Below are 23,780 nucleotides of genomic sequence, written 5' to 3'. Positions count from 1 at the left end.
GAGGTGGCAGCAGGTCAATCCTGCAACCAGACCCGCACCTGAGGCTGCGCGCCTTCGATGAACACCAGGCTGGCCACCTGCCCCGCCTCGATCAGGTCCTGACGGGCCCATTGCAGGGACTCCAGCAGCGGCGCGTGCTGCACCAGCTCAACGCGCGCCACTGCGGCCTTCATCGACTGCCGGGCATCGGACTTGGCCTTGCGAATGGCCGCCAGCGCGGCACTGACCGCCTCCAGCAACGGCTCGACATAGTCCTCGGCCACCTGCGCCTCGGGCCACGGGGCCCGGTGCACCGAACCCGGCTGCCAGCAACGCCAGACCTCCTCACAGACAAAGGGCAGAAACGGCGCGAACAAGCGTTGCAGGACACTCAAGGCCGCCGCCAGGGCGTTGCGCGCCGAGTGGCCCTCGGGGCGATAGGCGCGGCGTTTGACCAGCTCGACATAGTCATCGCAGAACCACCAGAAGAAGCCCTCGATGCCAATCAGCGCGCTGCTGTAGTCGTAGCCCTCCAGCGCCGCCTCGGCGGCGGCGGTGACCGCTCCCAGGCGTTGCAGCATGGCCTGGTCCAGCCTCTGCTCGACCGGCCCCTGCGGGTCGCCCGGTACGCCGAATACCAGCTTCGACAGGTTGAACAACTTCAGCGCCAGGCGCCGGCCGATCTTCATCTGCTGCTCTTCGAAGGCGGTGTCGCTGCCCGGGCGCCCGAGGGCCGCCCAATAGCGCACGGCATCGCTGCCGTATTGCTCCAGCAAGCCCTGGGGCGTGACCACATTGCCCCGCGACTTGGACATCTTCTTGCGGTCCGGATCGAGGATCCAGCCCGACAGCGCCACATGCTTCCAGGGCACCGCGGCCGCCTCGAAGTGGCTGCGCACCAGGGTCGAGAACAGCCAGGTGCGGATGATGTCGTGGCCCTGGGGGCGCAGGTCCATGGGGTAGACCCGGGCAAACAGGTCGTGGTCCTCCTCCCAGCCGGCGGCGATCTGCGGGGTCAGGGAGCTGGTGGCCCAGGTGTCCATGATGTCCCGCTCGCCGATAAAGCCATGGGGCTGGCCGCGTTGCTCGGGGCGGTAGCCCGCTGGCGTGTCCAGAGTCGGGTCCACCGGCAGCGCGGCTTCGTCTGCCAGGATCGGCCTGTCGTAGTCCGCTTCGCCCTGGGCATCCAGGGGATACCAGAACGGAAGCGGCACGCCGAACACCCGCTGGCGGCTGATCAGCCAGTCGCCATTGAGGCCGCCGACCCAGTGCTCGTAGCGGCTGCGCATGAACGGCGGATGCCACTCCAGGGCCTGGCCGCGACCGAGCAACTGCTGGCGCAGTTCAGCGCTGCGCCCACCGTTGCGCAGGTACCACTGGCGCGTGGCGACGATCTCCAGGGGCTGGTCGCCCTTCTCGAAAAACTTCACCCCGTGACGGATCGGCCGTGGCTCGCCCAGCAAGGCGCCGCATTCGCGCAACAACGCCAGCAACGTCTTGCGCGCCTGGGGCAGGCTGCGCCCGGCCAGCGCTTGATAGGCCTGGCGCGCGGCCGGGGTGGCCAGCCAGTCGGGAACCTGGGCCAGCAGTCGACCATCCGCGCCGATGATCGAGCGGGTCGGCAGTTGCAGTTCGCGCCACCAGAGCACATCGGTCAGGTCGCCAAAGGTACAGACCATCGCCAGCCCGCTGCCCTTCTGCGGGTCGGCCAGGGCGTGGGCCAGCAATGGCACCTCGACCTCGAACAGCGGCGAGCGCAGGTGCTGGCCGAAGCGCCCCTGGTAACGCGGATCGTCCGGATGCGCCACCAGCGCCACACAGGCCGCGAGCAATTCGGGTCGGGTGGTGGCAATGCTCAGGTCCGGTCCCGCGATGCCCTCAAAGCGCAGGTCGTGATAGGCCCCGGCCACCTCCCGCTCCTCCAGCTCGGCCTGGGCCACGGCGGTCTGGAAGGTCAGGTCCCACAGGCAGGGAGCCTGCTGGCTGTAGAGCTCGCCGCGCCGGTAGTTGCGCAGCAAGGCGCGCTGGCTGACCCGTTGCGCACGCTCATCGATGGTGGCGTAGGTCAGGCCCCAGTCCACCGACAGGCCCAGTTGCATGAACAAGCGGCGAAAGGCCTGCTCGTCGACGGCGGTCAACTGGTGGCACAGCTCGACAAAGTTGCGCCGGCTGACCGGCGCATAGTCCGCGCGGCACTCGGCGACCCGGGCCGGTGGCTGCAACTGCGGCTGGTAAGGCGCCAGGGGCTCGCAGCGCACGCCGTAGTAGTTCTCGACCCGGCGTTCGGTGGGCAAGCCGTTGTCGTCCCAGCCCATGGGATAGAACACGGCCTTGCCGCGCATGCGTTGGAAGCGCGCGATGATATCGGTGTGGGTGTAGCTGAACACATGGCCGACGTGCAACGAGCCCGAGGCCGTGGGTGGCGGTGTGTCGATGGAGTAGACCGCGTCCCGGGTGGCACTGCGATCGAAGGCGTAGGTGCCCTCTTCCAGCCAGCGCTGGGACCAGCGTGTTTCGAGGTGTTCAAGCGAGGGTGTGGCGATGGGGCAAAGCGTTGCGGTTACACGTTTAACGGTGACATAGCATCCTCCTGTTATCACCCGGTGGCGCCGCAAAGGTCGGCGCCGAGGGAAAAATTTATAGAGGATTGCGCGGCATTAGTAAATCGCCCGGGCGCGGCTTTTTGCATTGCGCCTCAATCGAACTGCAGTTGCGCAGCCCATGCCGGGTACTGGGTCTGCAGGCGCCGCAGGCATTGTTCCATCAGCCGCGCATCGTCCGGCAAGCGTCGGGAGAGGCTGTGCCAGCCGCTGATGCGCAACTGCAGCGGCATCTCAACCAGTCCGGAAATGGCATCCCAGAAGGCATCCCAGTTGCAGCCATACCACTGGGGCAAGCCCAAGGCATCGCGCAAGGCCAGGTGCAGCTCACGGGCCGTGACCAGGTCGCGTACATCGATTTCCAGCAACTGCGGGCGAGTCATGTTGCGTGCCTCTGCTCAGGTTCATCGGCCGCCAGCATACCCGATGCCGGGGCCCATCCTGGCAGGCGTTGATGCAGCGCAGGCAGCAGCGGCCAATCGCTGGCACACTCCGGGCTTTCGCCGCACAGGAACAACGATCATGGCGATTCCCCAGGACAAGGAACAACTGCTCAAGGCCATCGACAGCCACTTCAATGCCTTGAGCCGGGTGCTGGATCAAGTGCCCCCGGCGCGGGTCGACGAACGCAGCCTGGAAGGCCACGTCAAGGGCACGCAGATCAGCGTCTCCGAGCTGGTGGCCTACCTGCTGGGCTGGAACGAGCGGGTACTGGACTGGCTGGAAAAGGACCTGGCCGGCCTGCCCATGGCCTTTCCGGCTGTCGGCTTCAAGTGGAACCAGCTGGGCCCGCTCGCGCAGAAGTTCTACCGCGACTATGCCACCATGGCCTACCCGCAAAAGCGCCAACGCCTCGACGCGGCCAAGCAACGAATCGTCAGCCTGATCCGGCAGCGTGACAATGCCGCGCTCTATCAATGCCCCTGGTACGCAAAGTGGACCCTGGGCCGGATGATCCAGCTCAACACCGCCGCGCCCTACGCCAACGCCCGCGGACGCTTGCGCCGCTGGCTCAAGCAGCACGGCGCCCCATGACCGCAGCGGCGCCACCGGGCGCGCTGACTGCGCGCGCCCCTGTGCAACACGGGTTCGACCGTCAGCATCGGCGTCTGCCGCCGGTGCCGTCCCCGGCGGAGCAAAGGCCTGGGCACGTCCCGCGCCGAGGCCCGGCGGCTCATGCCGCCGGCGGATTCATGGCTGCCGCGCCGCCAGTTCCTGGCTGGTGTACTGCTGGGTCTTGCTGTCGTAGACGTAGGTCAGGTTATCGGCCGCGGCCAGCGAGCGGATTTTACCCGGGCCCTGGAAGGTGGTGCCGCTGACCTTGACCTGCACCTGCGGCAACGGCCCCTGGCCGGCAACAAAATTCAACTCGCCGTCGCTGCCGATACAGGGCATTACCGCGCCCTCGTCACAAGCGGCGGAGTTGTCCTCGCCGGTGCGCACCTGCCCCAGATAGGACCAGACCCAGCCATCGTCTTCCGGCTTCTTGTTCGGGTTGAACAGCAACATCGTGTAGCCCTTGGTCACCACGCCGTCGTCGAACGTGGCGGTGGGCACTGCCAGCAACAGCCGGCCATCGGCGGTGCGGTGCTGCACGGCTTGGCGCTTGCTGTCCACTTCCTCGGGTTTTTCCCGGCCACCGAAGAAACCGATCTTGCGTTCGATGCTGCGGATGGAATAGGCCGGCGTCTGGCCCGGGTGGGTGAGTTCGAAGGTCGCATCCGCCAGCCGGACCTGGACCTCGGGCGCGGCAAAGTCCTCGCCCTGGCGGGCCGCGCTGTCCCGGGTGTGCCAGACAAAGGTGGCGTAGTAGTGCTTGCCGTCCAAGTCCAGCTCCTGGCCGTACCAGAAGGTCGCGGTGACGCCGTCCTGGAGTTCCACTTCCTCATCCTGGTCGGGCACCTCGACGTTCTGCATCACCGCCAGCACCGCACCGGGGGGAATCGGCGCCGGCCCGGCCTGGGCCAGCAACGGCAACGCAAGGGCCAAGCCGGCCACGCCCCAACCCGCCAACGTCTTGCCCAGGCTATCGCCCAGACCTTTCCCGAATCTGCATTTCATCAATCGCACGTCCCTGTAGAGTCCGAAAATACCGCCGGCCAGACCGGCCGCGGATGGCACAACGTGGCGATCATATAGACCCGGTTTCGCCAGCCACAAGTGTCGACCGCCTGAACGGTCAGCCCCTGATCCCGGCCGCAACCCAACAGCCGTCCCCGCGACGCTTGCACAATACATATGATTTTCCATATATTTGCGCCTCCATATATACGAGCTTCGTTCCATGATCACGCCCCCGGAGGTCTTCAAGAGCCTTGCCGACGAAACCCGCGCCCGCGCCACCCTGCTGATCGCCAACCAGGGTGAGCTGTGTGTCTGCGAGTTGATGTGCGCCCTCGACGACAGCCAGCCAAAGATCAGCCGTCATCTCGCCCAATTGCGCAGCAGCGGCCTGCTGCTCGACCGGCGCCAGGGGCAATGGGTCTATTACCGCCTCAACCCGCAGTTGCCGGCCTGGGTCGGGGAAATCCTGCAAGTGACCTTCCGGGCCAACAGCGACTGGCTGCGCGACAACGCCTTGCGCCTGCAGCACATGGAGGGACGCCCGGTCCGCGCCGCCTGCTGCTGATAGCGCAAACCCGTGAGTCTTGAGCCTTTGACATCCGCCCACAGCGCAAGGAATACCCCATGCGAGTCCTGTTCATGTGCACAGCCAATAGTTGCCGCAGCATCCTCTGCGAAGCCCTGTTCAACCACCTGGCACCCCAGGGTTTCCAGGCCCTGAGTTCCGGCAGTTTTCCCAGGGGGCAGGTGCTGCCCCGCAGCCTGCATGCCCTGGAGCAGGCCGGTATCGCCACCGACGGCCTGTACAGCAAGGGCAACGACGCCTTCGCCGACAACCCGCCCGACATCGTGATCACCGTCTGCGACAAGGCCGCGGGCGAAGCCTGCCCGGTGTTCTTCGGCCCGGCGCTCAAGGCCCACTGGAACCTGGAAGATCCGTCCGCGATCAGCGCCGACGAAGCCACCGTCGAGGCGGCCTTCCGCGCCACCCTGGCGCACATCGAGCGACGCTGCAAAGCCTTCTTCGACCTGCCCCTGAACCGCCTCGGCCGTGAGCAACTGCAGCACGAGCTGGACCGCATCGGCACCCTGTGAGTCGGAGGACACATGTCAGAACAACTGCCCAACCTTGACCTCTCGCTGCTGGATGGCGAACTCGCCAGGCCCGAGCACAAGCCCCGCATCCTGCTGCTGTATGGCTCGACCCGCGCACGCTCGTTCAGTCGCCTGCTGGTCGAAGAAGCCGCGCGCCTGCTGCAGCACCTGGGTGCCGAGACCCGGCTCTTCAATCCATCCGGACTGCCACTGCCCGACGACGCCTCGGTGGAGCACCCCAAGGTCCAGGAACTGCGGGAGTTGGTGCAATGGTCCGAAGGCCAGGTCTGGTGCTCGCCGGAACGCCATGGCGCGATGTCGGCGGTGTTCAAGGCACAGATCGACTGGATCCCCCTGGAACTCGGCGCCGTGCGCCCGACCCAGGGCAAGACCCTGGCGGTGATGCAGGTGTGCGGCGGCTCACAGTCGTTCAACGTGGTCAATCAGTTGCGGGTACTGGGCCGCTGGATGCGCATGTTCACCATCCCCAATCAATCCTCGGTGGCGAAGGCCTACATGGAGTTCGACGAGGACGGCCGGATGAAACCCTCGGCCTACTACGACCGGGTCGTGGACGTGATGGAGGAGCTGGTGAAATTCACTCTCCTGCTACGCAACCAGCAGGCCTTCCTGGTGGATCGCTACTCCGAGCGCAAGGAAAGTGCCGAGCAACTGATGGCCCGGGTCAACCAGCGCTCGCTCTGAGGGCACGGTCCACGCGCCAGCTCGCGTGTCTCGCAAACGTTTCGTCGCGGCATGAAACTTGGCGTACCGGGCCGCCGGCTACTGCACAGTTGTCCGCTGGGGGATGGCGACGATTCGCTCCCTGCAGTGGCAATCAGCAACACCACCCTGGCAGTGAGTTGCATTCGACGTTGACATCCACAGGCTTGGGCCTTGACCTATGCGGCCAGGCCCAGCATGTCGTTGCGGCAGTGGCCCCACCACTTCATCGGCGAAATACCCTGGCCTGATGTTCTAGCGCAGAAACGCGATACAGGGGGTGGGAGTGTTGATAGCCTCCATAACAAGGCCTGAGGATCACGCCATTACGGCTTAATCAAAAGCCCCTGCCCTGTCGGCAGGCTGGCGATTGCAATATCTCTCTTCGCCGCCCAACGATCCATACCGTCCTTTTGCGGCTGGTAGCCATAGTAGGCGTAATCGTCCAGCAAGATAATGGCGCCGGGAACCAAGCGGTCCCACAAAAACTCAATCGCGGCAACTTCTGGATTGGTGCAGTTCATGTCGATATGCAAGTAGGCGATCTGTGTCGAATCAATCTCAGTCAAGGTGTCCGGAATTGAGCCTTGAATGATCTTGACATTCTTCCATTCCGAAAAGTTGGCCCTTACTGCATCGATATTTGACGTATAAGACCCATCATCAATCCACTTCTGGTTTTTATTGACGACATCCCCCGTTTTCTCCTGAGCGGACAAATAGCGCTCATCGATACCCGAGAAGGTGTCCAAAAGATAGAAAGTCTTACCTGTACTGTCCCAGTCCAGATCTTTCATGATCGCGGAACTTAGAAAGCCATAATTGACACCGCACTCGACAAAGTCGCCCGAGTGTTTCGCCGCGCTCCGTGCAGCCCAAAGCCCGATGTGCACTCGCCAATACCATTGATAGTCACTACCACAGGCTTCCATGCCACGGGCATAGGCCTCGACGTAACGCGGATCACTCAGGAAGTCGTGATTGTGCCGGCTCCTCAACCCGTCCGCGTTGAAGTCTCCAGCAACTCTGGGAAGCAGCGGGTCTAGGTTTGGCTTATAAGGACGCCCCTCCCTAAGCCCCCAATTCAGATAGTGAAAAGCCGGATCGATACCTGCAAGTCTCACGTCAGGATGCAGATAAAGGTATTGTTCAGCGGAAAAATCTATCGGCAAACTCATTCCATATCCTTGTCAGCCATTGAACAGCTCCAACTCCCCATGTCGAGTGCACGGAGAACAAACCGCTTCGTACTTTGAACCGGCGCGCCGCGATACTACATTAGTGTCTAATCGCCATCCATACAGATCACTAGCAAGTCTTCGGATGATGACCAGCACTTGCGTCGAGAAGTCTTTGGCCAGTCCCTTAGTCAAGAAAATGCCTGTAAAAAGTGCGCCGTTGGTTGATCCTCGGATAAAAACCGTCAGGCACCCACTGCCCCCAGGCCATCCCGGTTATGCACTCTCCCAGCTCAATTCAAGCCAGCAGTTCGCTGATCCAGCGCACCTGGCGGCCCAGGTCCTGCACCTTCGCATCCGGTAAGGCCTGCGCCCGGGTAAAGCTCTCCAGGGTGCGCTGTTTCAGGCGCAATAGACGCTGCCACTTGGCCAGGAATGCCGGGCTGCGGGTCTGCATCTGCAACGGGCCGAAGTACAGTTCCCGGGCGCTGTACTGCACCGGTGTGGCGCGTTCGGCGACGATGATCTCGTAGTCGAAGCGGTTCTCGCGCAACACTTCTTCGGCCAGGATCCGGTAGCCATGCTCCATCAGCCATTGACGCAGCGGCTGCTCGCCGCCGTTGGGCTGCAGGATCAGGCGCTCCGCGCCGCTCAAGCGCGCCTGGCCGCGATCCAGGATGTCCCGGATGGTTTCGCCGCCCATGCCGCAGAGGCTGATCGCGGTGATCCCGTCCACGGCCTCGATCGCCGCCAGACCATCGGCCAGGCGCACGCTGATCTGCTGTTCCCTGCCACTCTCGAGCACCGCGCGCCGGGCCGAACGGAATGGCGTCAACGCCACCTCGCCGGCCACCGCCGCGACGATGGTGCCGCGGCTGATCAACGCCAATGGCAAGTAACCGTGATCCGAGCCGATGTCGGCCAGCCGCGCCCCGTTCGGCACATGCGCCGCCACACGTGCCAGGCGCATGGACAATGTCTGTTGCTTCAACTGCTGCCCCTTTTCACCACCAAGGTCCGGCACTCGGACCGGATCGGGGGGCGATTCTGGCGGGCAATGCCAGGCATTTCAAATTTATGCGACCAGGGCCGGCGGGCAGGCCCTACTGCGCTTGCGCAAATGGCCCAGAGCTCAATTACTCATCGATGCTTCAGCGATTGCTTTACCCATCATAGTCCTGAGCGACTAGACTTAGCAGGAGCTACAGTCGGTAGCGCAGTTGTGCATACCTGGTGTCCTAGCCAAAGCTCAGTTAGCACAACAGCCGCATAGGGTGTCAAACAGATCAAGGCCACGGCCGTCAACAACAAGCGCACCGCCAAATACTAGTCTGACAAGCATAAACCACGACTGTCGCCAGTCATGCCGATAGTGGGCGACGAAGCCAACATTCAACAACAAACAACACCATGCTACCAACAGTCAGACTGCGCCCTAGATGACCAGTATTAAATACTGGTATCTACACACGAAAAAACAAAGGAGCTGCTGCGCGTTCAAGCTTAGAGCGTTCACGTTAAAGCTCCGCCAACAAAGTTCAGGATAACTGCACTGTAGGCAAACAAAGTTTGGGTGTACAGCTAGCAGTGACTGTACAAAAAACAATTCTACGCAACGAAATTAACAAATCGCTATACGCCAACAGTTCGACGGACTCTAGCGACGAAACCGATGACTACAATTTAATTCGGATTGATAGCAGTTTCGGGCACTCAAAAAGTTCAGCTCCAAATAGCTAGGCTATTTTCAATACGATTTACTAAAGCACCAGATCCATGAGTTAATTTAGGATATATCTAAATAGCTCTTCAAATTTTATGAGATACACCTGAGCGATTAACCTAAGCCATCCATAAACTTTCAGATTTCGAATGCACCAACAATCAGATATAGATGCGCCGCAAACGCATGCTTACCATTATGAATTAGATAGAATTCTGAATAGGCCTTCAGAAAAAATCAATTCATTCTAAATTATGTTGATAGCGACAAAAAATCTAATACTAAAAAGTACGCTGCGCCCCACTCATCTTACAAAATTGGTTCTCCTCAAGAGACCCTAATATTAAAGAAACTCCTCCCCATATTACTCCCACACACCAGTTCAGCGATAGTCGCTAACACGCCATCCTGAATAAAAAAATTATCATACACCTCCCGAATTTTCTGCCAAGATATCAGCCACACCCAGAGAGCACAGCACTTATCAAGAGTCACTTGCAAAAAGAGCTCCAAGCCAACATCCTCGACAACAATATCGCTTATGCACCAAGCTCAACTAACAAAAAGAAGAAAATGCAAACTAGTGCTGGACTCGATCAAAGAACCAAGTATTACCTCGAAATAAAAACCCATAATATAGCGAGCGCCGAACTCGAAATTTTTTCGCACCTATAAAATCGCCATTAATACAACCTAGACCACGCAGACCAAAGAAATCATAAGCACTTGAAAATCACAATATATGTGAACACCACATAAAAAATCATAAAAAGATTAAAATCATGGCGAGTTTCAGCCCCGCTCAGAAAAACTCCACCCCCAACAAATCCCAATAAAGAATGGAGAACCTCAAAACTTTGACACGCGCAAAGCCCAAACAACCTCCTAGGACAGCCATAAATTTTTCTTATATAAAACCACTCTTTCATGAACTAACAAAAAAATACAGACAAGCCAACCAATTCAATCATCCCAATCAAACTTACCCATACCTGAAACACAACTACCAGGTAAGAGCAAGCCACACAACAAACACCAAAACAGACTGAAAATTTTAACTCCCGAGGTCATGGCAGGGCTTCGAAAAAAGAGAAAAACACCTGATACCTCTTGTATTACCGCCGCAGCTCGACAAACAACCGGAGCATCTTTTGCGGTTTTCTTTATTAGCAAATTGCAAAACCCTTAAAACAACTTACACAAACAGCACATTACATACCGAGACATCACCCAAACTAGTACTTTACTCTTCGCTTTACATTACGCCCTGTAAAAATCGGCAGCATTGAAGAAAAAACTTAGCCACCTCTTTGACACCGCCCAATCCTGCGTCAAAATTACAATGCATCAGCTCGCCAACAACCGCATTTCGCTGCATGCCCATAGTCGTAATTCTTGACTTGCGAGCAGTGCCATTCTAAAGATACAATGAAAACTGACTAAACCACCCACCCAATTACTACAGCGCATCGACAGGCATTCGGATCAAGATCATAGCAAATCGCCCAAAAAATTAAGCATGCAAGTCTCAAAACAAAGAAGAGCAACTTAAAGACCTCGAATACCACTATGATAGCTTACGCCAATTTAGCCTATACATAGAAATATAATTTATTTTCTAAAAAACAAACTTTACAATCATTAAAAACACGAGCAAAAACCAAAATGCTAAAAGCCGCAATCATTATCGACGGAGATTCAATAACAAAATGGCAAAAAGACGCTCTAGATGCAGCTAGCGACTTAATTGATGTCCGATTGATTCTTTCCTGCACAAACACCAATATAAAAAGAAAGTACACAAAAAACCTACTTTACTACATCCTTAATTATTTCACACTAAAAAACCACCTAACCAACCGAGTCAAGCTCAGCCATAATGGTATCAAGCATGTTGAATTCAAATCTTCTTACGATGGTAGCTGGCAAAAAATACCAGACTCAATCACCGATGAACTTGCCAACTCACAAGCTGATATAATCATTAAGTTTGGAATGTCACTGCTTCGCATTGAAGGATTTTTGAATAACTACAAAATATTATCATTCCATCATGGCGACCCTTCTCAATATAGAGGCAGACCAGCAGGATTTTATGAGATACTACAAAACAATAGCTCTGTTGGAACCATCGTTCAAGAAATTTCTAACAAGCTAGATGCAGGAAGGATTTGGGCAATATGTCATTCAAAAATTCACCACCATTCATATAAAAACACAGCCATTAACTTTTATACAAACTCCAAGTTTCTCTTGCGAAAAGCACTTATCAACCTATCAAAAAACTCTCCCATCGATATCCTGCCAAATGGAAAAAACTACAAGCTACCAAGCAATTTTTTGGTTGTAAAATTTATCTCTATAATATTTTTTAGAAAGCTAAAGCGTTTTTTTTACGGCGCCTTCTACGAAAAAAAATGGAATATTGCAACCTATGATAAATATAAAATTCTCGACAACTCGTCATTACTTTTAAAAGAGGCTAAGCAAGCTTCCATCATAGCTGGATACAATTTTTACGCTGATCCATTTTTTAGTGCTGACGGCGAAACCATTCGACTTGAAGCACTGAGTTCAAAAAATGGGTTGGGACAAATACTTGAAGTCGACACTGAAACTCTGAGTCAAAAAAACATCTTGTTAAAGGGTCATCATTTCTCCTACCCATTTTCTTTCTCGCTTGGCGACGAAGAATATCTAATGCCAGAAGTCGCCTCTCACTCGGCCCCATACATACTCAAGAAACCATTTAACATAGAAAAAAAAATCAACCTAAGAGGTCTAGAGAGCTACAGAGTCGTAGACGCTACACTTATCAAGCTCAACGATACAATCTACTTATTTTGCGGCATGAATTCCAACGCCGCTAACTGCTTATACTTATTCCACTCAGAGGGAATTGACAAAGACTTTCTTCCACACCCATTAAACCCTGTCATCATTGATCCATCAAGAGCACGAATGGGAGGCAGAATAATTTCTCACAATGGAAGACTCTATAGGTTCGGCCAAAACAACTCTTACGGCTATGGAAATGGGGTTTCCGTTTGTGAAATCACAAAAATCTCTCCTACTGAATATGAAGAAAAACTTTCTAGCTCTTTAAACTTCAAGGATGCAAGCGGCCCACATACCGTAGACATATTTGAAAATAAGTCAGTATTCGACTTCTACGTTGACACGTTTTCACTCTTTGCATGGTACAGACGCGTCATTCCTATAGTTCTTAAACTCCTAAAAAAATAAACCCTTTCCAAATATTTCGCTAGATACATGCCGCGTATTAAAAAATACTCGCAGGACCGCCTCCACATGTATCACACTAAAAATAATTATAAACCATTGAAACAGGAGAGGCCTTCGGCGAGCGTTCATTTGCGTTACGCAACTAGGCATATGAACCTTATCCGATGGCCTCTTGTAGGCTCGAGCAAGCGTTAAAACGTAACAACTGCCGCAACGCATTGGGACGCGCGGAACAAATCGAACCTCTATTCCGATCAAAAAAATTAAATCACGCATTCAGCTAAATCGTGTCGACCGGTAAATAGCCACCGTCCACTCAAGCTGTCCCAGTTACTTTTAAGACGGCCGATAGTCTTGCCAAGGGTATTCTGAAGTGACATCTTTCCAATAAGTTGATTGATGATAAGCATCTACACAATTTCAAGCATCGCGCTGGCGACTTAGTTCCATAGGTGCAGGTCAGTTTATGTCGAGAAATGCATAAATATTTCTATACGAGATAGATCAGTGGGCGGCAGCTTGCACTTACTGCAGCGTTTGAAGGGGCAGCAGTGCATTATCCTCCTGCAGAAGAACAGCGCGGCCTTTGTTGACATCGCTAGCTATAGCTTGAGCCGCTAGGGGAAGCCAAGATCGTCTTAGAGCACTGAAATCATTTTCAAGGTTTTATCTAATCAGGTTACGAATCACACTATCCAACCTCAATGATGGTTCTCACAACAAAGGTTAAAATAGTTAAACATCCCCAAAAACCATCCATGCTAAACTCTAGCAAGTATCGAGTTGCAGGCAATATTCATTACGGACAAGATCGAACAGTGCCCCCTTGGTGGACTTCTGATAGGACGTAGTACCTCGTTAACAGCGACCACCAACTCGTTGATAATAGACTTCCGCCCGTTCGGTATGGGAAAAATGCAGTGTCCAGAATGCGAACAAGGGGTAGTGATCCAGTTTCAAGTGCGGAGACGCTGGATAGACTGCACGTTTACCAAGAGTGCGAAGCACTGTGGTGCACAGCCCGGCTCATGGGCTCCGAGCCGTTCAGCTCTTTGCCTGCCTATTTCCTACCGCTTTGGACCTTGCTGTATGTCCTTGAGTTGGAGAAGATCACCAGCCGTCAGGCTGTGAAGCATCTTCGCTCGGTCGGCTCGATCCAAGTCTATTGAGCTGTCGAGTCTACCTCGGTGTGTCCTCTTTGTCCCTTGCCAATGCCAACCTGGATCAACAAACACATGACCTTCACCGATGAAATGGCCGGCGCCTTTCCCGCCGGCAATCCCTTGCCAGCCCTACTGCGCCAAGCTATTACATGGCTGGAGGAACAGGGCTGCGTGCGGACCCGGCGCGATGGCGGTGACGGTTCCTGGGCCGGGCTGTGGCGCGACGACACTGGCCAGCAACGCATGGTCCACCTGGGCTCGGGCTCCGGGTCGCTGATGCTCTGCGTGCTGACGGACACCCCGCAAGACCTGCTGCGCCTGCTGGCGATCGGTTACAACGAGCTCTGCTGGCCAGAGCAGTTCGAGCGAACGCCGCAAGAGGTACGTGACGATGAATGCACGGATGACGACTACCCGCCTCCCCCCTGCTGTTTCGAGGCTACGTTGAACGGACACTAGGGCTGAGCATTCCGCCACGGACTGCGGCGATCGTTCCGACCACGGTCAGCATGGACGCCGCGCAATCGGACGCCCCCTTCTGGAACTGGCTCAAGCGTGTCAGGGGGAATGATTGACGCGTCTCACTGAGCCCCGCCATTGCCGGGGAGGTTCCTACTCCCCTCTCGAGACTAAACGGAAGACTTGCAACCGCCGCCAACCATGAACTGGCGACTGATAGCCGATCAAGAATCTGCAACAGCCTCTTGCCGATGCGCTAGAGTCAACGCTCAGCCGTGCAACACATATGTTGCGTTCCATGGCTGATTCAGTTGAGCAGTCACTCCAGTGACATCGATACAGGCATGCAATGACTAACCGGGGACTGTCGATACAATCCCCGGATGTGTTGTTTTTGCCTCGCTCGCATTACCCAATAGCCGTTCTATTGCATCTGACCGCTGAGTATCTATATGGCCAGTATCTTCATTGTCCGTGTTCCTGGTTGGCGTACCTTGGTTATCCAAACGCCGGAAAGCTGGCATCTGTTCGACAGTGCCGTGCATTGGTATCGCCGCACAATGCGCTCGCGCCTGTTCCGTGAAATTGAACGGGGCAACGATCAGCAAGCACTGAAGTTCGCCACTCGCAGAAGGCTCGCCTGGTCCCGTGGCGAATGGGGAGAAACGCCTTTGCGCGCTGCCATCAGCCATGGAAGATCTGAACTTGCCTGCGAGTTGATTCGCAGAGGTGGCGTACGACCAAAAGACGGCGCGCTGGCCAGTGCGGCGGCGAGTGGTGACATGAAAATTGTTCAGGCGCTGCTCGCCGCAGGGAAAAACCCCGATGAGCCGTTTCCAGAGAACGAACTCCACGGTATGACGCCGTTGATGTACGCAACCAATCGAGGCCATCTCGAAGTCATGCAGGCTTTACTGGCCGCGGGTGCAAACATCGATGCTGTTGACGATTCTGGTACTAGCGCAGCGATGCATGCGCGCTCGGGAACGCCAGGACACCTTAGGGCGCTTGAAGTCTTGCTGCCCTACAAACCCGACATACATCAGCAGGATGACCGCAAACGGAATCTGATTCGTGAAGCTATCGATCGTTATCGATGCAGCGACAAACCGGCGATGCTCCTGCTGCTTAAAGCTCACTATCCCGAGATAGATTTTGATGCGTACCTCGCCAGCATGATCGCCCATTCAGAGAACAATCAGCGTTAGTACAGCCTTGGCGCCACCGTTCACCAAAGCCACTTGAGTCGTGGCGCCCTCTCTGCGAGTTACTTTCGCGTCAAGTGCAGAAGACCCACGACCGCCAAGCGTCTCAAAACTTCGCCTGCATCCCTACCCGCAGCGTGCGCCCCGGCGCCGGCATGAAGCTCTGCGCCAGCGGGTCCAGGTAGTAGCGGTCGGTGAGGTTTTGCAGCGATACGTTGAGGCTGGCGTGTTCCTGCAGCTTGTAGTTGAGGAACAGATCGACCAGCGCTACTTCGCGGTAGTTCAGCTGCGGCGTGGTGGCGCCGGTCTGCCAGGGCTTGTCGGCGGTGACGGTGGGCCCCGAGGTGTAGGTGATGCGGGTGCCGAGGGTCAGGCTCTGGTCGAAGAAGCGCAGGCCGGTGGTCAGGTTGCCGGCAAAGCGCGGCGGGTTCTGGGTGTTGGTGTAGGACCCCATGAAGCTGCCCGGGGTGCAGTCCGGGGTGTCGGCGGTTTTCTGGTAGGGGTTGCTGGTGGCGCGCAGGGTGGCGGCGAAGGCCGCGTCGCAGGTTTCGGTCTTCAGGTAGTAGGTGGACGACAGGTCGGCAAACACCCGCCCGGCATCGTAGTGGGTCTGCAGTTCCAGGCCGCGGGTGGTGTAGCTGTCGGTGTTGCTGAAGCGCATCAGGCCCCACAGGCCCGGGCTCGGGTCGTAGTAGCGGGTGATGTAGTTTTTGATGCTGTTGTTGAAGTAGGCGAGCTTGATCGCCGCCGAATCGTCATCCACGAACAGCCCCTTGTGCAAGGTGCTGGCGCCGATCTCCCAGTTGCTTGAGCGCTCGGGCTTCAGGCCCTTGCCCGGCGTGGTCTGCTGCACGCCGTAGCCGGTTTCGAACAGCGAAGGCATGCGAAAGCCCTGGGTGTAGGAGGCATAGACAAAGGTGTCTGGCAGCACTTCGAGATTGATGCCGAACGCCGGGGCAAAGGCGCCACCGCTGTTGCTGTCCTTGCCCGAATAGTTGTAGCCGGTGACCACCCGATCCACTTGCGAATCCCCCACCTCGGTATCGGTGGCCCCGTACTGGTTATAGGGCGTGCCCTCGAACGGGTAGTTGGTGTTGTTGAAGACAATGCCATTGTTCAAGCGTGGATCGGTGGCATCGGTGTAGCGCCCGTTCTGGTCCGGGAACCACATCAGGTAGCCATAGTCGCCGGGCCTGGAGACGGTCACGTACCTGTGTTCGCGCTCCTCTCTGCGCGCCGTGGCATTGGCCACATGGTCCTTGCTGCGATAGTGGGTGTAACGACCGCCGCCCCACAGCGTCAGGCGCTCCACCGGCTGGTATTCCAGCTTGCCGTTGAAGCTGAACTCCTGCCGCGAGCCCTCGCGCAAGCTGCGGTTGGCATTGATGTCGTCCTGGGTGGTGACCACGCCTTTCTGCGGACGCAGTTCCTCCAGCTGGAACGAGCCGCCCAGGTCCAGCTTCAAGTCGCCGTAGTCGGTGCTAAAGCGCGAAGTATTGGCCAGACCGCCGCCCGTGCGGCGGTTGGCCTGGCGGGCCCAGGAACGGTCCGTGCGATAGGCCTGGGACGCCGGTGCCGACCAGGCGCTCAGTTGGCTGGTCTGCGCATCGGTCAGCCACAGGTCGGCAGTCAGGTCCAGCAGCGGGTTGTCCGCGGGCAGGTAGTTGTAGCGTGCGGTGTAGGTGTCGATCTGGGTTTGGCCCAGGGGGTACTGGTAGATGCCGCCGGTGCCGAACCGGAAGATGTCCGAGGGCATGATCTCGCCGATGCGCCCGTCATAGCGTCGGTAGCCGAGGTCGAAGCGGTGGCCGTCCGCTGGGCGCAGGGTGGTCTTGAGCAGCCACGATTGGGTCTTCGACGAGGAGTTCAGCACCTCTTCCCCGGCGTTGTAGGTGGTGGCGACACTGGTCTGTTCATCGCCGTAGCGGTCAAAGGTGCGGTAGCGATCCTGGCCCTTCTTGCCGGCGAAATAGTTGCCCTGGTTGCGCTGGGCGTAGGCCGCCACCACATCGAACAAGTCATGGCGGTAGGCAAACGCGGCACTGCCGGACTCCGCGTCCGAGCCGAACAGCCCGCCACGGCTCTGGTGCGGTTCCGTGTACAGGTCCTCGGTCCTGGAATGGGGGTCGCGACGGGCCGGTGCCACGCCGTTGTTCCACAGGTCGCCCTTGAGCCGCAGGCCGACCTGCTGACCGTCCTTGAGGATGTCGTCGACGCCAAGGGTGCGCATCTTGACCGTGCCGCCGATGGCGCTGGAGGTCAGGCTCGGGCCCTTGTCGATGGCGATGTCGCTGATCATGTCCGGGTCGATGTAGCTGCGTTGCTGGGTGCCGGCATAACCGCGATAGACATCCAGGGCCTGTTGCGAGCCGTCCACCGTCACCGCCACCCGGCTCTGGCCCTGGATGCCGCGAATGTTCACATCCAGGCCGCCGCCATTGCGGCTGTCGCCGACCTGCACCCCGGGCTGGCCCTTGAGCACGTCGCCCACCGACACCACGCCAAAGCGCTGCAGGTCGTCGGCGGAGATGTACACCGACGAACGCGGCGCCCGGTACACCTCCTCCTCGTCAGGGTTCTCGCCCTTGATCTTCTGCGTCGGCAGCGACACCGCATCAGAGCGCAGGCGCAAGGCATAGCCGCCGTCGGCCTGGCGCACGTAGCCCAGGCCGGTGCCCGCCAGCAGGCGGTTGAGGCCCGCTTCGGCATTGAAATCACCTTGCAGGCCCTGGCTGGTCTTGCCCGCCGTGAGCAGTGCACTGCCGGCCAGGCTGATCCCCGCCTCGGCGCCAAAACGCGACAGCACCTGGTCCAGGGGACCGGCGCCGATGCTGTAGTGGCGTTCGCCGGACGCCAGCGCCATCTCGCTGTAGAGCGGTTGCAGGCTGAGCAACAGCAGGCCGAAGGTTTGGGTACGCAAGACACGAGCGGGGAAAATCATGCAAGGCTCCTAGGGATCGAAACCCACCGGTGCCGGTGGGCAATACCTGAAGGCCAAGCCAGATCGAAAAAACTATCGCGTCGCTGAAAAAAAATCTTCAGGCCGGCACCACCGTCACCCAATAACGGGTCCTGCGCTCGATGCGCACCGGCAGGGTATTGGCCACCAGGGCCAGGGCGGCATCGGTGTCGTCGAGCTGGAAACTGCCGGTCACGCGCAAGGCCGCCACGGCGTCGCTGCACCGCAAGAAGCCCGGGCGATAGCGCGAAAGCTCTGCCAGCAACTGATCCAGGCGCATGCGCTCGGCGGGCAGGATGCCGCGCATCCAGGCCTGGGCCAGCAACACATCAATGGCACTCGGCCGCCCGACTCCCCGGCCATCGACCCGGGTTTGCCATCCGGCCGGCAAGGCCAGCGGCGTCGGCTGCGGCCGGGCGCTGATCTGCACCAGGCCGCGCAACACCGTCACCTGAGTGCCCTGGCGATCATGGCGCACCAGCAGATGGGCGCCGCGGCTGTACAACACGGCATCCGGCGTTTGCAGTTGCAGCGACGCCGATGCCGGCGGGGTATCCAGGGCCAGCTCGCCCTCGATCAACTGCACGCTGCGCTGTCCTGCACTCAAGTCCAGATTCACCGCACTGGCGGTGTTCAGCCACAGCGAACCGCCGTCCGCCAGGGCCCAACGCCGGCGCTCGCCGATGCCGGTGCGATAACGGGCCAGGGCCGAACGCACCAGGGTGGAATCCGCCCCTTGCCAGGAGAGGCCACCCAGCAGCCCCAGCGCCAACAGGCACTTGAGCACCTGCCGCCGCCGTTGCGGATCGGCACCCGCCGCCTGCAAGGCCCGACGCGCCGTGGCATCGGCCAACAGATCGGCCCCCGGCTGCAACATCAGCGGCAGGCGGCTGACCCGCTGCCAGGCGTGCTCATGCTCGGCACTGGCCTCGCGCCACTGCTGCAAGGCCTGATGGTCCGCGGCGCTCATCAGCCCGGACTGCATCCGCACCAGCCAATCAATGGCGCTGTCCCGCACCCGGGGATCGACCGCGACGCCACTCATTCAAACAGGCTCGCGTAGCAGACGCTGAACGCCTTGCCCATGGCCCGCTGCACCTGGGCCACGGTCAGGCCCAACTGCGCGGCGATCTGCGGATAGGTCAAGCCATCGAGCTGGGACAGAAAGAAGATCTGCCGCACCCGCGACGACAGCCCCACCAGCAGCGAATCCAGCTGCAACAGGGTCTCGATCATCAGATGCCGCTCCTCCGGCGAAGGCTCCTCCCCCACCGGCCGTGCCGCCAGCGCCTCCAGGTAAGCCCGCTCGATGGCCTGACGACGCCAGCGGTTGATCAACAGACCATTGGCGATGGTGGCCAGAAACGCCATGGGCTGGCGCAGCTCACGCACATCTTCCTGGGAGCGCAGCACGCGGATGAAGGTGTCGTGCGCCAAATCCTCGGCATCGGCGCTATGCCCCAGGCGCCGATGCAACCAGCCGCGCAGCCAGCCGTGGTGGTTCGCATACAGCTGGGCGACGGGCGAGGAAAGGCTGTGGTTGGGCATGAGAGATTCGCACTAATGATAATGCTTCTCATTTTATGATCCGCCGACACCCCTTGTACAGCGCGGCAAACTCACAACGGCGGCAACGCCACAGGCTCTGCGCCAGGGTCAAGGCACGCGGAGTCGGGCGCCAGGCCGGCGCTTGAGCGCGTTGGCCAGGTGGCCCGTCAGCTCTTTCGGCTGGGCACGACGAGTCAGGAAGTCTGGCGGTCGATGTCGCGGCGAAGCACCACGGCGGTGGTGATGTCCTCCACCGATTCGTGACTGGCCACGGCATCCCGGACACGGTTCAGATCATCGATGGTGCGTGATTCGATCTCGATCACCAGGTCCAGCTGGCCACTGACCGAAGAAATGCGGCGCACCTGCGAATGCTGGGCCAAAAGGTCGAGCAGGCTGATGGCCGGTGTGCGTTTCAGGCACACCAGGAACATGGCGCGAATCACGTTGGCGTCGATTTCGCCAATGTCCGCCCGGTAGCCTCTGATCACGCCATTGCGTTCAAGGTTGCTGACGCGTTCGCTGGTGGCACTCCTGGACAGCCCGATTCTCGCGGCCAGAGCCTTCAGGGCGATCCGCGCCTCTTTAGAAAGAATGTCGAGTATTTCCCGATCTTTCACGTCCAGGTCGCGCATTGAAACTCCTCACATTGACTGCCGATTTTGTGCCGGTCGATTCCGACAATATGCAGGTCAAAGCCGACCGCATACCTACTGCCCTTGAAGATTTCGCATGCCAAGCTAACTGAAAAAAATAACTTGGAAAACCACTACCATGACTGACCTTTCCCACCCCGCCCCGCAGTTTTCGCCCCGCGATGCCGAACACCTGGCCGAACAGCTTTTCAATGTCAGCGCGAGCGCCTCGCCTCTGGATGGCGAGCGAGACTGCAACTACCGGTTGAAGACCGCCAGCGATGCGGGATGGATCCTGAAGGTCGTCAACGCCAGCGAGCCGCGCATTGAAAGCGAGCTGCAGGCCGCCCTCCTCAGCCACCTGGCCAGCACCTGCCCCGAGCTGGCCGTACCACAGCTGAAAAAGACCCTTGCCGGTGATTGCCTCGCCTCGGCCGTGGCGCCCTGCGGCGCAACCCACGCGGTGCGCCTGGTGAGCTGGTTGCCCGGCACACCGCTGGCCGAAGTTCCGCGCACCTTCGAACTGATGCGCCACCTGGGCCAGTCGTTCGCCGACATGGACCTTGCCCTGCAGGGCTTCATGCATCCCGGCGCGGTGCGCGACCTGGACTGGGACCTGCGGCACGCCGGGCGTTCGCGAGCCCGCCTGCACTTCATCAAGGACCCCGGCAGACGAGGGATTGCGCAGCGCTTCATTGAGACGTTCGAACAACAGGTGGCACCGACGCTGGCGCGGCTGCGCGCCCAGGTCATTCACAACGACGGCAATGACTGGAACATCCTCGTCGACCCACAGAACCACCAGCAGGTCTCGGGCATCATCGATTTTGGCGATGCCGTGCACACGGTGCTGATTGCCGAAGTCGCCATCACCTGCGCCTACGCCATTCTCGACACGCCAGACCCCATCGGCGCGGCGGCCGCCCTCACCGGCGCTTTCCACGAGCGCTACCCGTTGCAGCCGCAAGAGCTGGATGTGCTGTTCAATCTGATCGCCATGCGCCTGGTGATCAGCGTCACCTTATCGGCCTCGCGCCACGAACAGACCCAGGACAACCCCTACCTGGCCATCAGCGAAGCCCCGGCCTGGCGCCTGCTGGAAAAGATGGATCGCATGAACCCGCGCCTGGCCACGGCAATCCTGCGCAAAGCCTGCGGTTATGACGCCATAGAAGGTGCCGGGGCGATTCGCCGCTGGGTGGATGAAAACCGCCAGTCCTTTGCAGAGATCGTGCATCCATCGGCGGCAACCCTGAACAAGGCCATTGTGCCGTTCGCCGACGCTGCCCACGAAATGACCATCGCCTCCGCCGCGCAGCGCCCGGCAGAGGCGACGAAATGGTGGAACGATTTCTCCGCGGAGCATCAAGTGCCGCTGGGCATCGGCCCCTGGGGCGAAGCCAGGACCATCTACACCGACAGCGCCTTTGAATCGCGCTTCATTGAAGGGCAGCGCCGGATCATCCACCTGGGTGTCGACTTGATCATGCCGGCCGGAACGCCGCTGTACACGCCGCTTGCCGGTGTGGTGCAGAGCGTCGAGGTCGAACCTGAACCGCTGGGCTATGGCGGTTTGATCATGCTCAAGCACTCGCCTGAAGGCTGCCCGCCCTTCCTGACCCTGTGGGGGCACATGGCCCACGAAGCGCTGACCCGCCTCAAGCCCGGCGACCACCTGGCCGCTGGCGCGCTGGTGGGCTACATGGGCGCGGACACGGAAAATGGCGGCTGGCTGCCCCATGTGCATTTCCAGATGTCCACCGACACCCAGTTGAAGGCCAGCGAGTTCATCGGCGTCGGTGAGTGCGCCTATCTTGAGGTGTGGGCCGACCTGTTCCCGGATGCTTCGACCCTGGCCGGAATTCCTCCGGAAACCTATAGCCAGGAAGGCAGGAGCAAAGCGCAGATCGTGGCCAAGCGTAAGCAACTGCTGCTGCCCAACTTGTCGATTTCCTACTCGGACCCGATCAAGTTCGTGCGCGGCGATGGGGTCTGGTTGATCGACAACTTCGGCCGGGCCTATCTGGACTGCTTCAACAACGTCTGCCATCTCGGCCACTGCCATCCCGATGTGGTGCAGGCCCTTGCCCGCCAGGCTTCACGCCTGAACACCAACACCCGCTACCTGCACGACAACATCGTCGAGTATGCCGAGCGACTCACGGCGACCCTGCCCAAGGGCCTGGCCGTCGCCTCCTTCGGCTGTTCCGGCAGCGAAGCCAACAGCCTGATGCTGCGCATGGCGCGCAATCACACCGGGCGCAACGACGCCATCGTGCTGGATTGGGCCTACCACGGCACCACCCAGGAGCTGATTGACCTGAGCCCCTACAAGTACAAGCGCAAGGCCGGCAAGGGGCGCGCCGCGCATGTATTCGAGGCGGCCGTGCCGGACGTTTACCGCGCAGCGGATGACTGGCCATTCGAAGAGCTGGGCAAGCGTTTTGCGCAGAGTGTCGCCGAGCAGATCGACAGCATGCGCCAGCAGGGCCGGGCCCCGGCGTTCTTTTTGGCGGAGTCGATTCCCAGTGTCGCCGGGCAGCTGTTTTTCCCGGAAAACTACTTGCAGGAGGTCTATGCCATGGTTCGCGCCGAGGGCGGGCTGTGCCTGGCCGATGAGGTCCAGGTCGGCTTTGGCCGGGTGGGCAGCCACTGGTGGGCCTTTGAAACCCAGGGCGTGGTGCCCGATGCGGTGTCCATGGGCAAGCCCATTGGCAACGGCCACCCGATGTCGGCGGTGGTGACCACCCGCGAGATCGCCGACAGCTTCAACAACGGCATGGAGTACTTCAATACCTTCGCCGGCAGCCCGGTTTCATGTGCCGTGGGGCTCAGCGTTCTCGATGTGATTGAGCGCGACAACCTGAAACTCAACGCACTGACGGTGGGCAACTACCTGCTCGACGGCTTTCGCACACTGCAGCAACGCTACGCGGTCATTGGCGATGTACGCGGGCTGGGGCTGTTCCTCGGGATCGAACTGGTCACCGATCGCCAGAGCAAGGCTCCGGCCACGCAACTGGCGAAAAAGGTTGCCGATGGCGCCCGGGAACGCGGCGTTCTGATCGGCACCGAAGGCCCCCATGACAACGTGTTGAAAATGCGCCCGTCGATGATTTTCAGCCACAAGAACGCCGACTTGCTGCTGGAGGTGCTGGACGACAGCTTCAAGGCAGCCCTGCAGTAGAGTGCCGGGATCGGCG

17 protein-coding genes are annotated in these 23,780 nt (G+C 59.0%); 8 read left to right on the top strand and 9 right to left on the bottom strand.

The annotated features are described in order from the left end of the window. Positions 1-14: 14 nt before the first annotated feature. Positions 15-2,579, bottom strand: coding sequence for a valine--tRNA ligase (gene valS, locus PST29_RS12215; RefSeq protein WP_173664406.1), 2,565 nt, complete (start codon positions 2,577-2,579; stop codon positions 15-17). Positions 2,580-2,674: 95 nt separating this feature from the next. Next, the gene (locus PST29_RS12210; protein ID WP_060838708.1) at positions 2,675-2,962 is read right to left on the bottom strand and encodes a barstar family protein; all 288 of its coding nucleotides are present in this window, start codon (positions 2,960-2,962) and stop codon (positions 2,675-2,677) included. A 139-nt stretch (positions 2,963-3,101) separates the two neighbouring features. Between PST29_RS12210 and PST29_RS12205 the strand changes: the two genes are divergently transcribed. Beyond that, positions 3,102-3,614, top strand: a complete 513-nt coding sequence (locus PST29_RS12205) for a ClbS/DfsB family four-helix bundle protein (RefSeq protein ID WP_060843211.1) — start codon at positions 3,102-3,104, stop codon at positions 3,612-3,614. A gap of 156 nt (positions 3,615-3,770) precedes the next feature. Here the strand turns inward: PST29_RS12205 and PST29_RS12200 are convergent, their stop codons facing one another. Further along, the gene (locus tag PST29_RS12200) at positions 3,771-4,640 is read right to left on the bottom strand and encodes a hypothetical protein (RefSeq protein ID WP_060838706.1); all 870 of its coding nucleotides are present in this window, start codon (positions 4,638-4,640) and stop codon (positions 3,771-3,773) included. Between the two features lie 223 nt (positions 4,641-4,863). On the opposite strand from PST29_RS12200, the gene PST29_RS12195 reads away from it, so the two are divergent. Genes PST29_RS12195 through arsH form a run of 3 tightly spaced genes read left to right on the top strand, consistent with a single transcriptional unit; the run spans position 4,864 to position 6,443 of the window. Beyond that, entirely contained in the window at positions 4,864-5,208 is a 345-nt protein-coding gene (locus tag PST29_RS12195) for a metalloregulator ArsR/SmtB family transcription factor (RefSeq protein WP_060838705.1), read from the top strand. Between the two features lie 59 nt (positions 5,209-5,267). Beyond that, a complete protein-coding gene (locus tag PST29_RS12190; protein ID WP_060843210.1) occupies positions 5,268-5,738 on the top strand; it encodes an arsenate reductase ArsC in 471 nt (156 codons plus the stop codon). A 12-nt stretch (positions 5,739-5,750) separates the two neighbouring features. Then, complete coding sequence (gene arsH, locus PST29_RS12185) at positions 5,751-6,443, top strand: arsenical resistance protein ArsH (protein ID WP_060838703.1); 693 nt, start codon at positions 5,751-5,753, stop codon at positions 6,441-6,443. A 344-nt stretch (positions 6,444-6,787) separates the two neighbouring features. On the opposite strand, the gene PST29_RS12180 is transcribed toward arsH, so the two are convergent. Both PST29_RS12180 and PST29_RS12175 read right to left on the bottom strand, forming a co-directional pair. Beyond that, positions 6,788-7,639 (bottom strand): class I SAM-dependent methyltransferase, encoded by an 852-nt coding sequence (locus tag PST29_RS12180; RefSeq protein WP_082729227.1) that lies wholly within the window; start codon positions 7,637-7,639, stop codon positions 6,788-6,790. A 298-nt stretch (positions 7,640-7,937) separates the two neighbouring features. Further along, a complete protein-coding gene (locus PST29_RS12175) occupies positions 7,938-8,630 on the bottom strand; it encodes a tRNA (adenine(22)-N(1))-methyltransferase (RefSeq protein WP_060843209.1) in 693 nt (230 codons plus the stop codon). Positions 8,631-11,027: 2,397 nt separating this feature from the next. Here PST29_RS12175 and PST29_RS31765 point away from each other — a divergent pair. The 3 genes from PST29_RS31765 to PST29_RS12165 all read left to right on the top strand — a co-directional run bounded on the left by PST29_RS31765 (position 11,028) and on the right by PST29_RS12165 (position 15,438). Continuing rightward, positions 11,028-12,608 carry a glucosamine inositolphosphorylceramide transferase family protein gene (locus PST29_RS31765; RefSeq protein ID WP_148659629.1) on the top strand — a complete coding sequence of 527 codons (1,581 nt, stop codon included), beginning with the start codon at positions 11,028-11,030 and terminating at the stop codon, positions 12,606-12,608. A 1,235-nt stretch (positions 12,609-13,843) separates the two neighbouring features. Continuing rightward, a complete protein-coding gene (locus tag PST29_RS12170; RefSeq protein WP_060843208.1) occupies positions 13,844-14,230 on the top strand; it encodes a hypothetical protein in 387 nt (128 codons plus the stop codon). Between the two features lie 452 nt (positions 14,231-14,682). Then, positions 14,683-15,438, top strand: coding sequence for an ankyrin repeat domain-containing protein (locus PST29_RS12165; RefSeq protein ID WP_060843207.1), 756 nt, complete (start codon positions 14,683-14,685; stop codon positions 15,436-15,438). A 103-nt stretch (positions 15,439-15,541) separates the two neighbouring features. Here the strand turns inward: PST29_RS12165 and PST29_RS12160 are convergent, their stop codons facing one another. The 4 genes from PST29_RS12160 to PST29_RS12145 form a co-directional block, all read right to left on the bottom strand. Beyond that, a complete protein-coding gene (locus PST29_RS12160; RefSeq protein WP_060843206.1) occupies positions 15,542-18,376 on the bottom strand; it encodes a TonB-dependent receptor in 2,835 nt (944 codons plus the stop codon). Between the two features lie 97 nt (positions 18,377-18,473). Beyond that, positions 18,474-19,439 (bottom strand): FecR domain-containing protein, encoded by a 966-nt coding sequence (locus PST29_RS12155; RefSeq protein ID WP_060843205.1) that lies wholly within the window; start codon positions 19,437-19,439, stop codon positions 18,474-18,476. Beyond that, positions 19,436-19,942 carry a sigma-70 family RNA polymerase sigma factor gene (locus tag PST29_RS12150; protein WP_060843204.1) on the bottom strand — a complete coding sequence of 169 codons (507 nt, stop codon included), beginning with the start codon at positions 19,940-19,942 and terminating at the stop codon, positions 19,436-19,438. Before PST29_RS12150 ends, PST29_RS12155 begins: the two co-directional genes overlap by 4 nt. Before the next feature lie 194 nt (positions 19,943-20,136). Further along, complete coding sequence (locus tag PST29_RS12145; protein ID WP_060838694.1) at positions 20,137-20,577, bottom strand: Lrp/AsnC family transcriptional regulator; 441 nt, start codon at positions 20,575-20,577, stop codon at positions 20,137-20,139. A gap of 139 nt (positions 20,578-20,716) precedes the next feature. On the opposite strand from PST29_RS12145, the gene PST29_RS12140 reads away from it, so the two are divergent. Beyond that, positions 20,717-23,764, top strand: a complete 3,048-nt coding sequence (locus PST29_RS12140) for an aminotransferase class III-fold pyridoxal phosphate-dependent enzyme (RefSeq protein WP_060843203.1) — start codon at positions 20,717-20,719, stop codon at positions 23,762-23,764. Positions 23,765-23,780 lie beyond the last annotated feature (16 nt).

This window comes from Pseudomonas sp. St29 (assembly GCF_001547915.1).
Classification (GTDB): Bacteria; Pseudomonadota; Gammaproteobacteria; order Pseudomonadales; family Pseudomonadaceae; genus Aquipseudomonas.
This window is presented reverse-complemented; position numbering and strand designations above follow the sequence as displayed.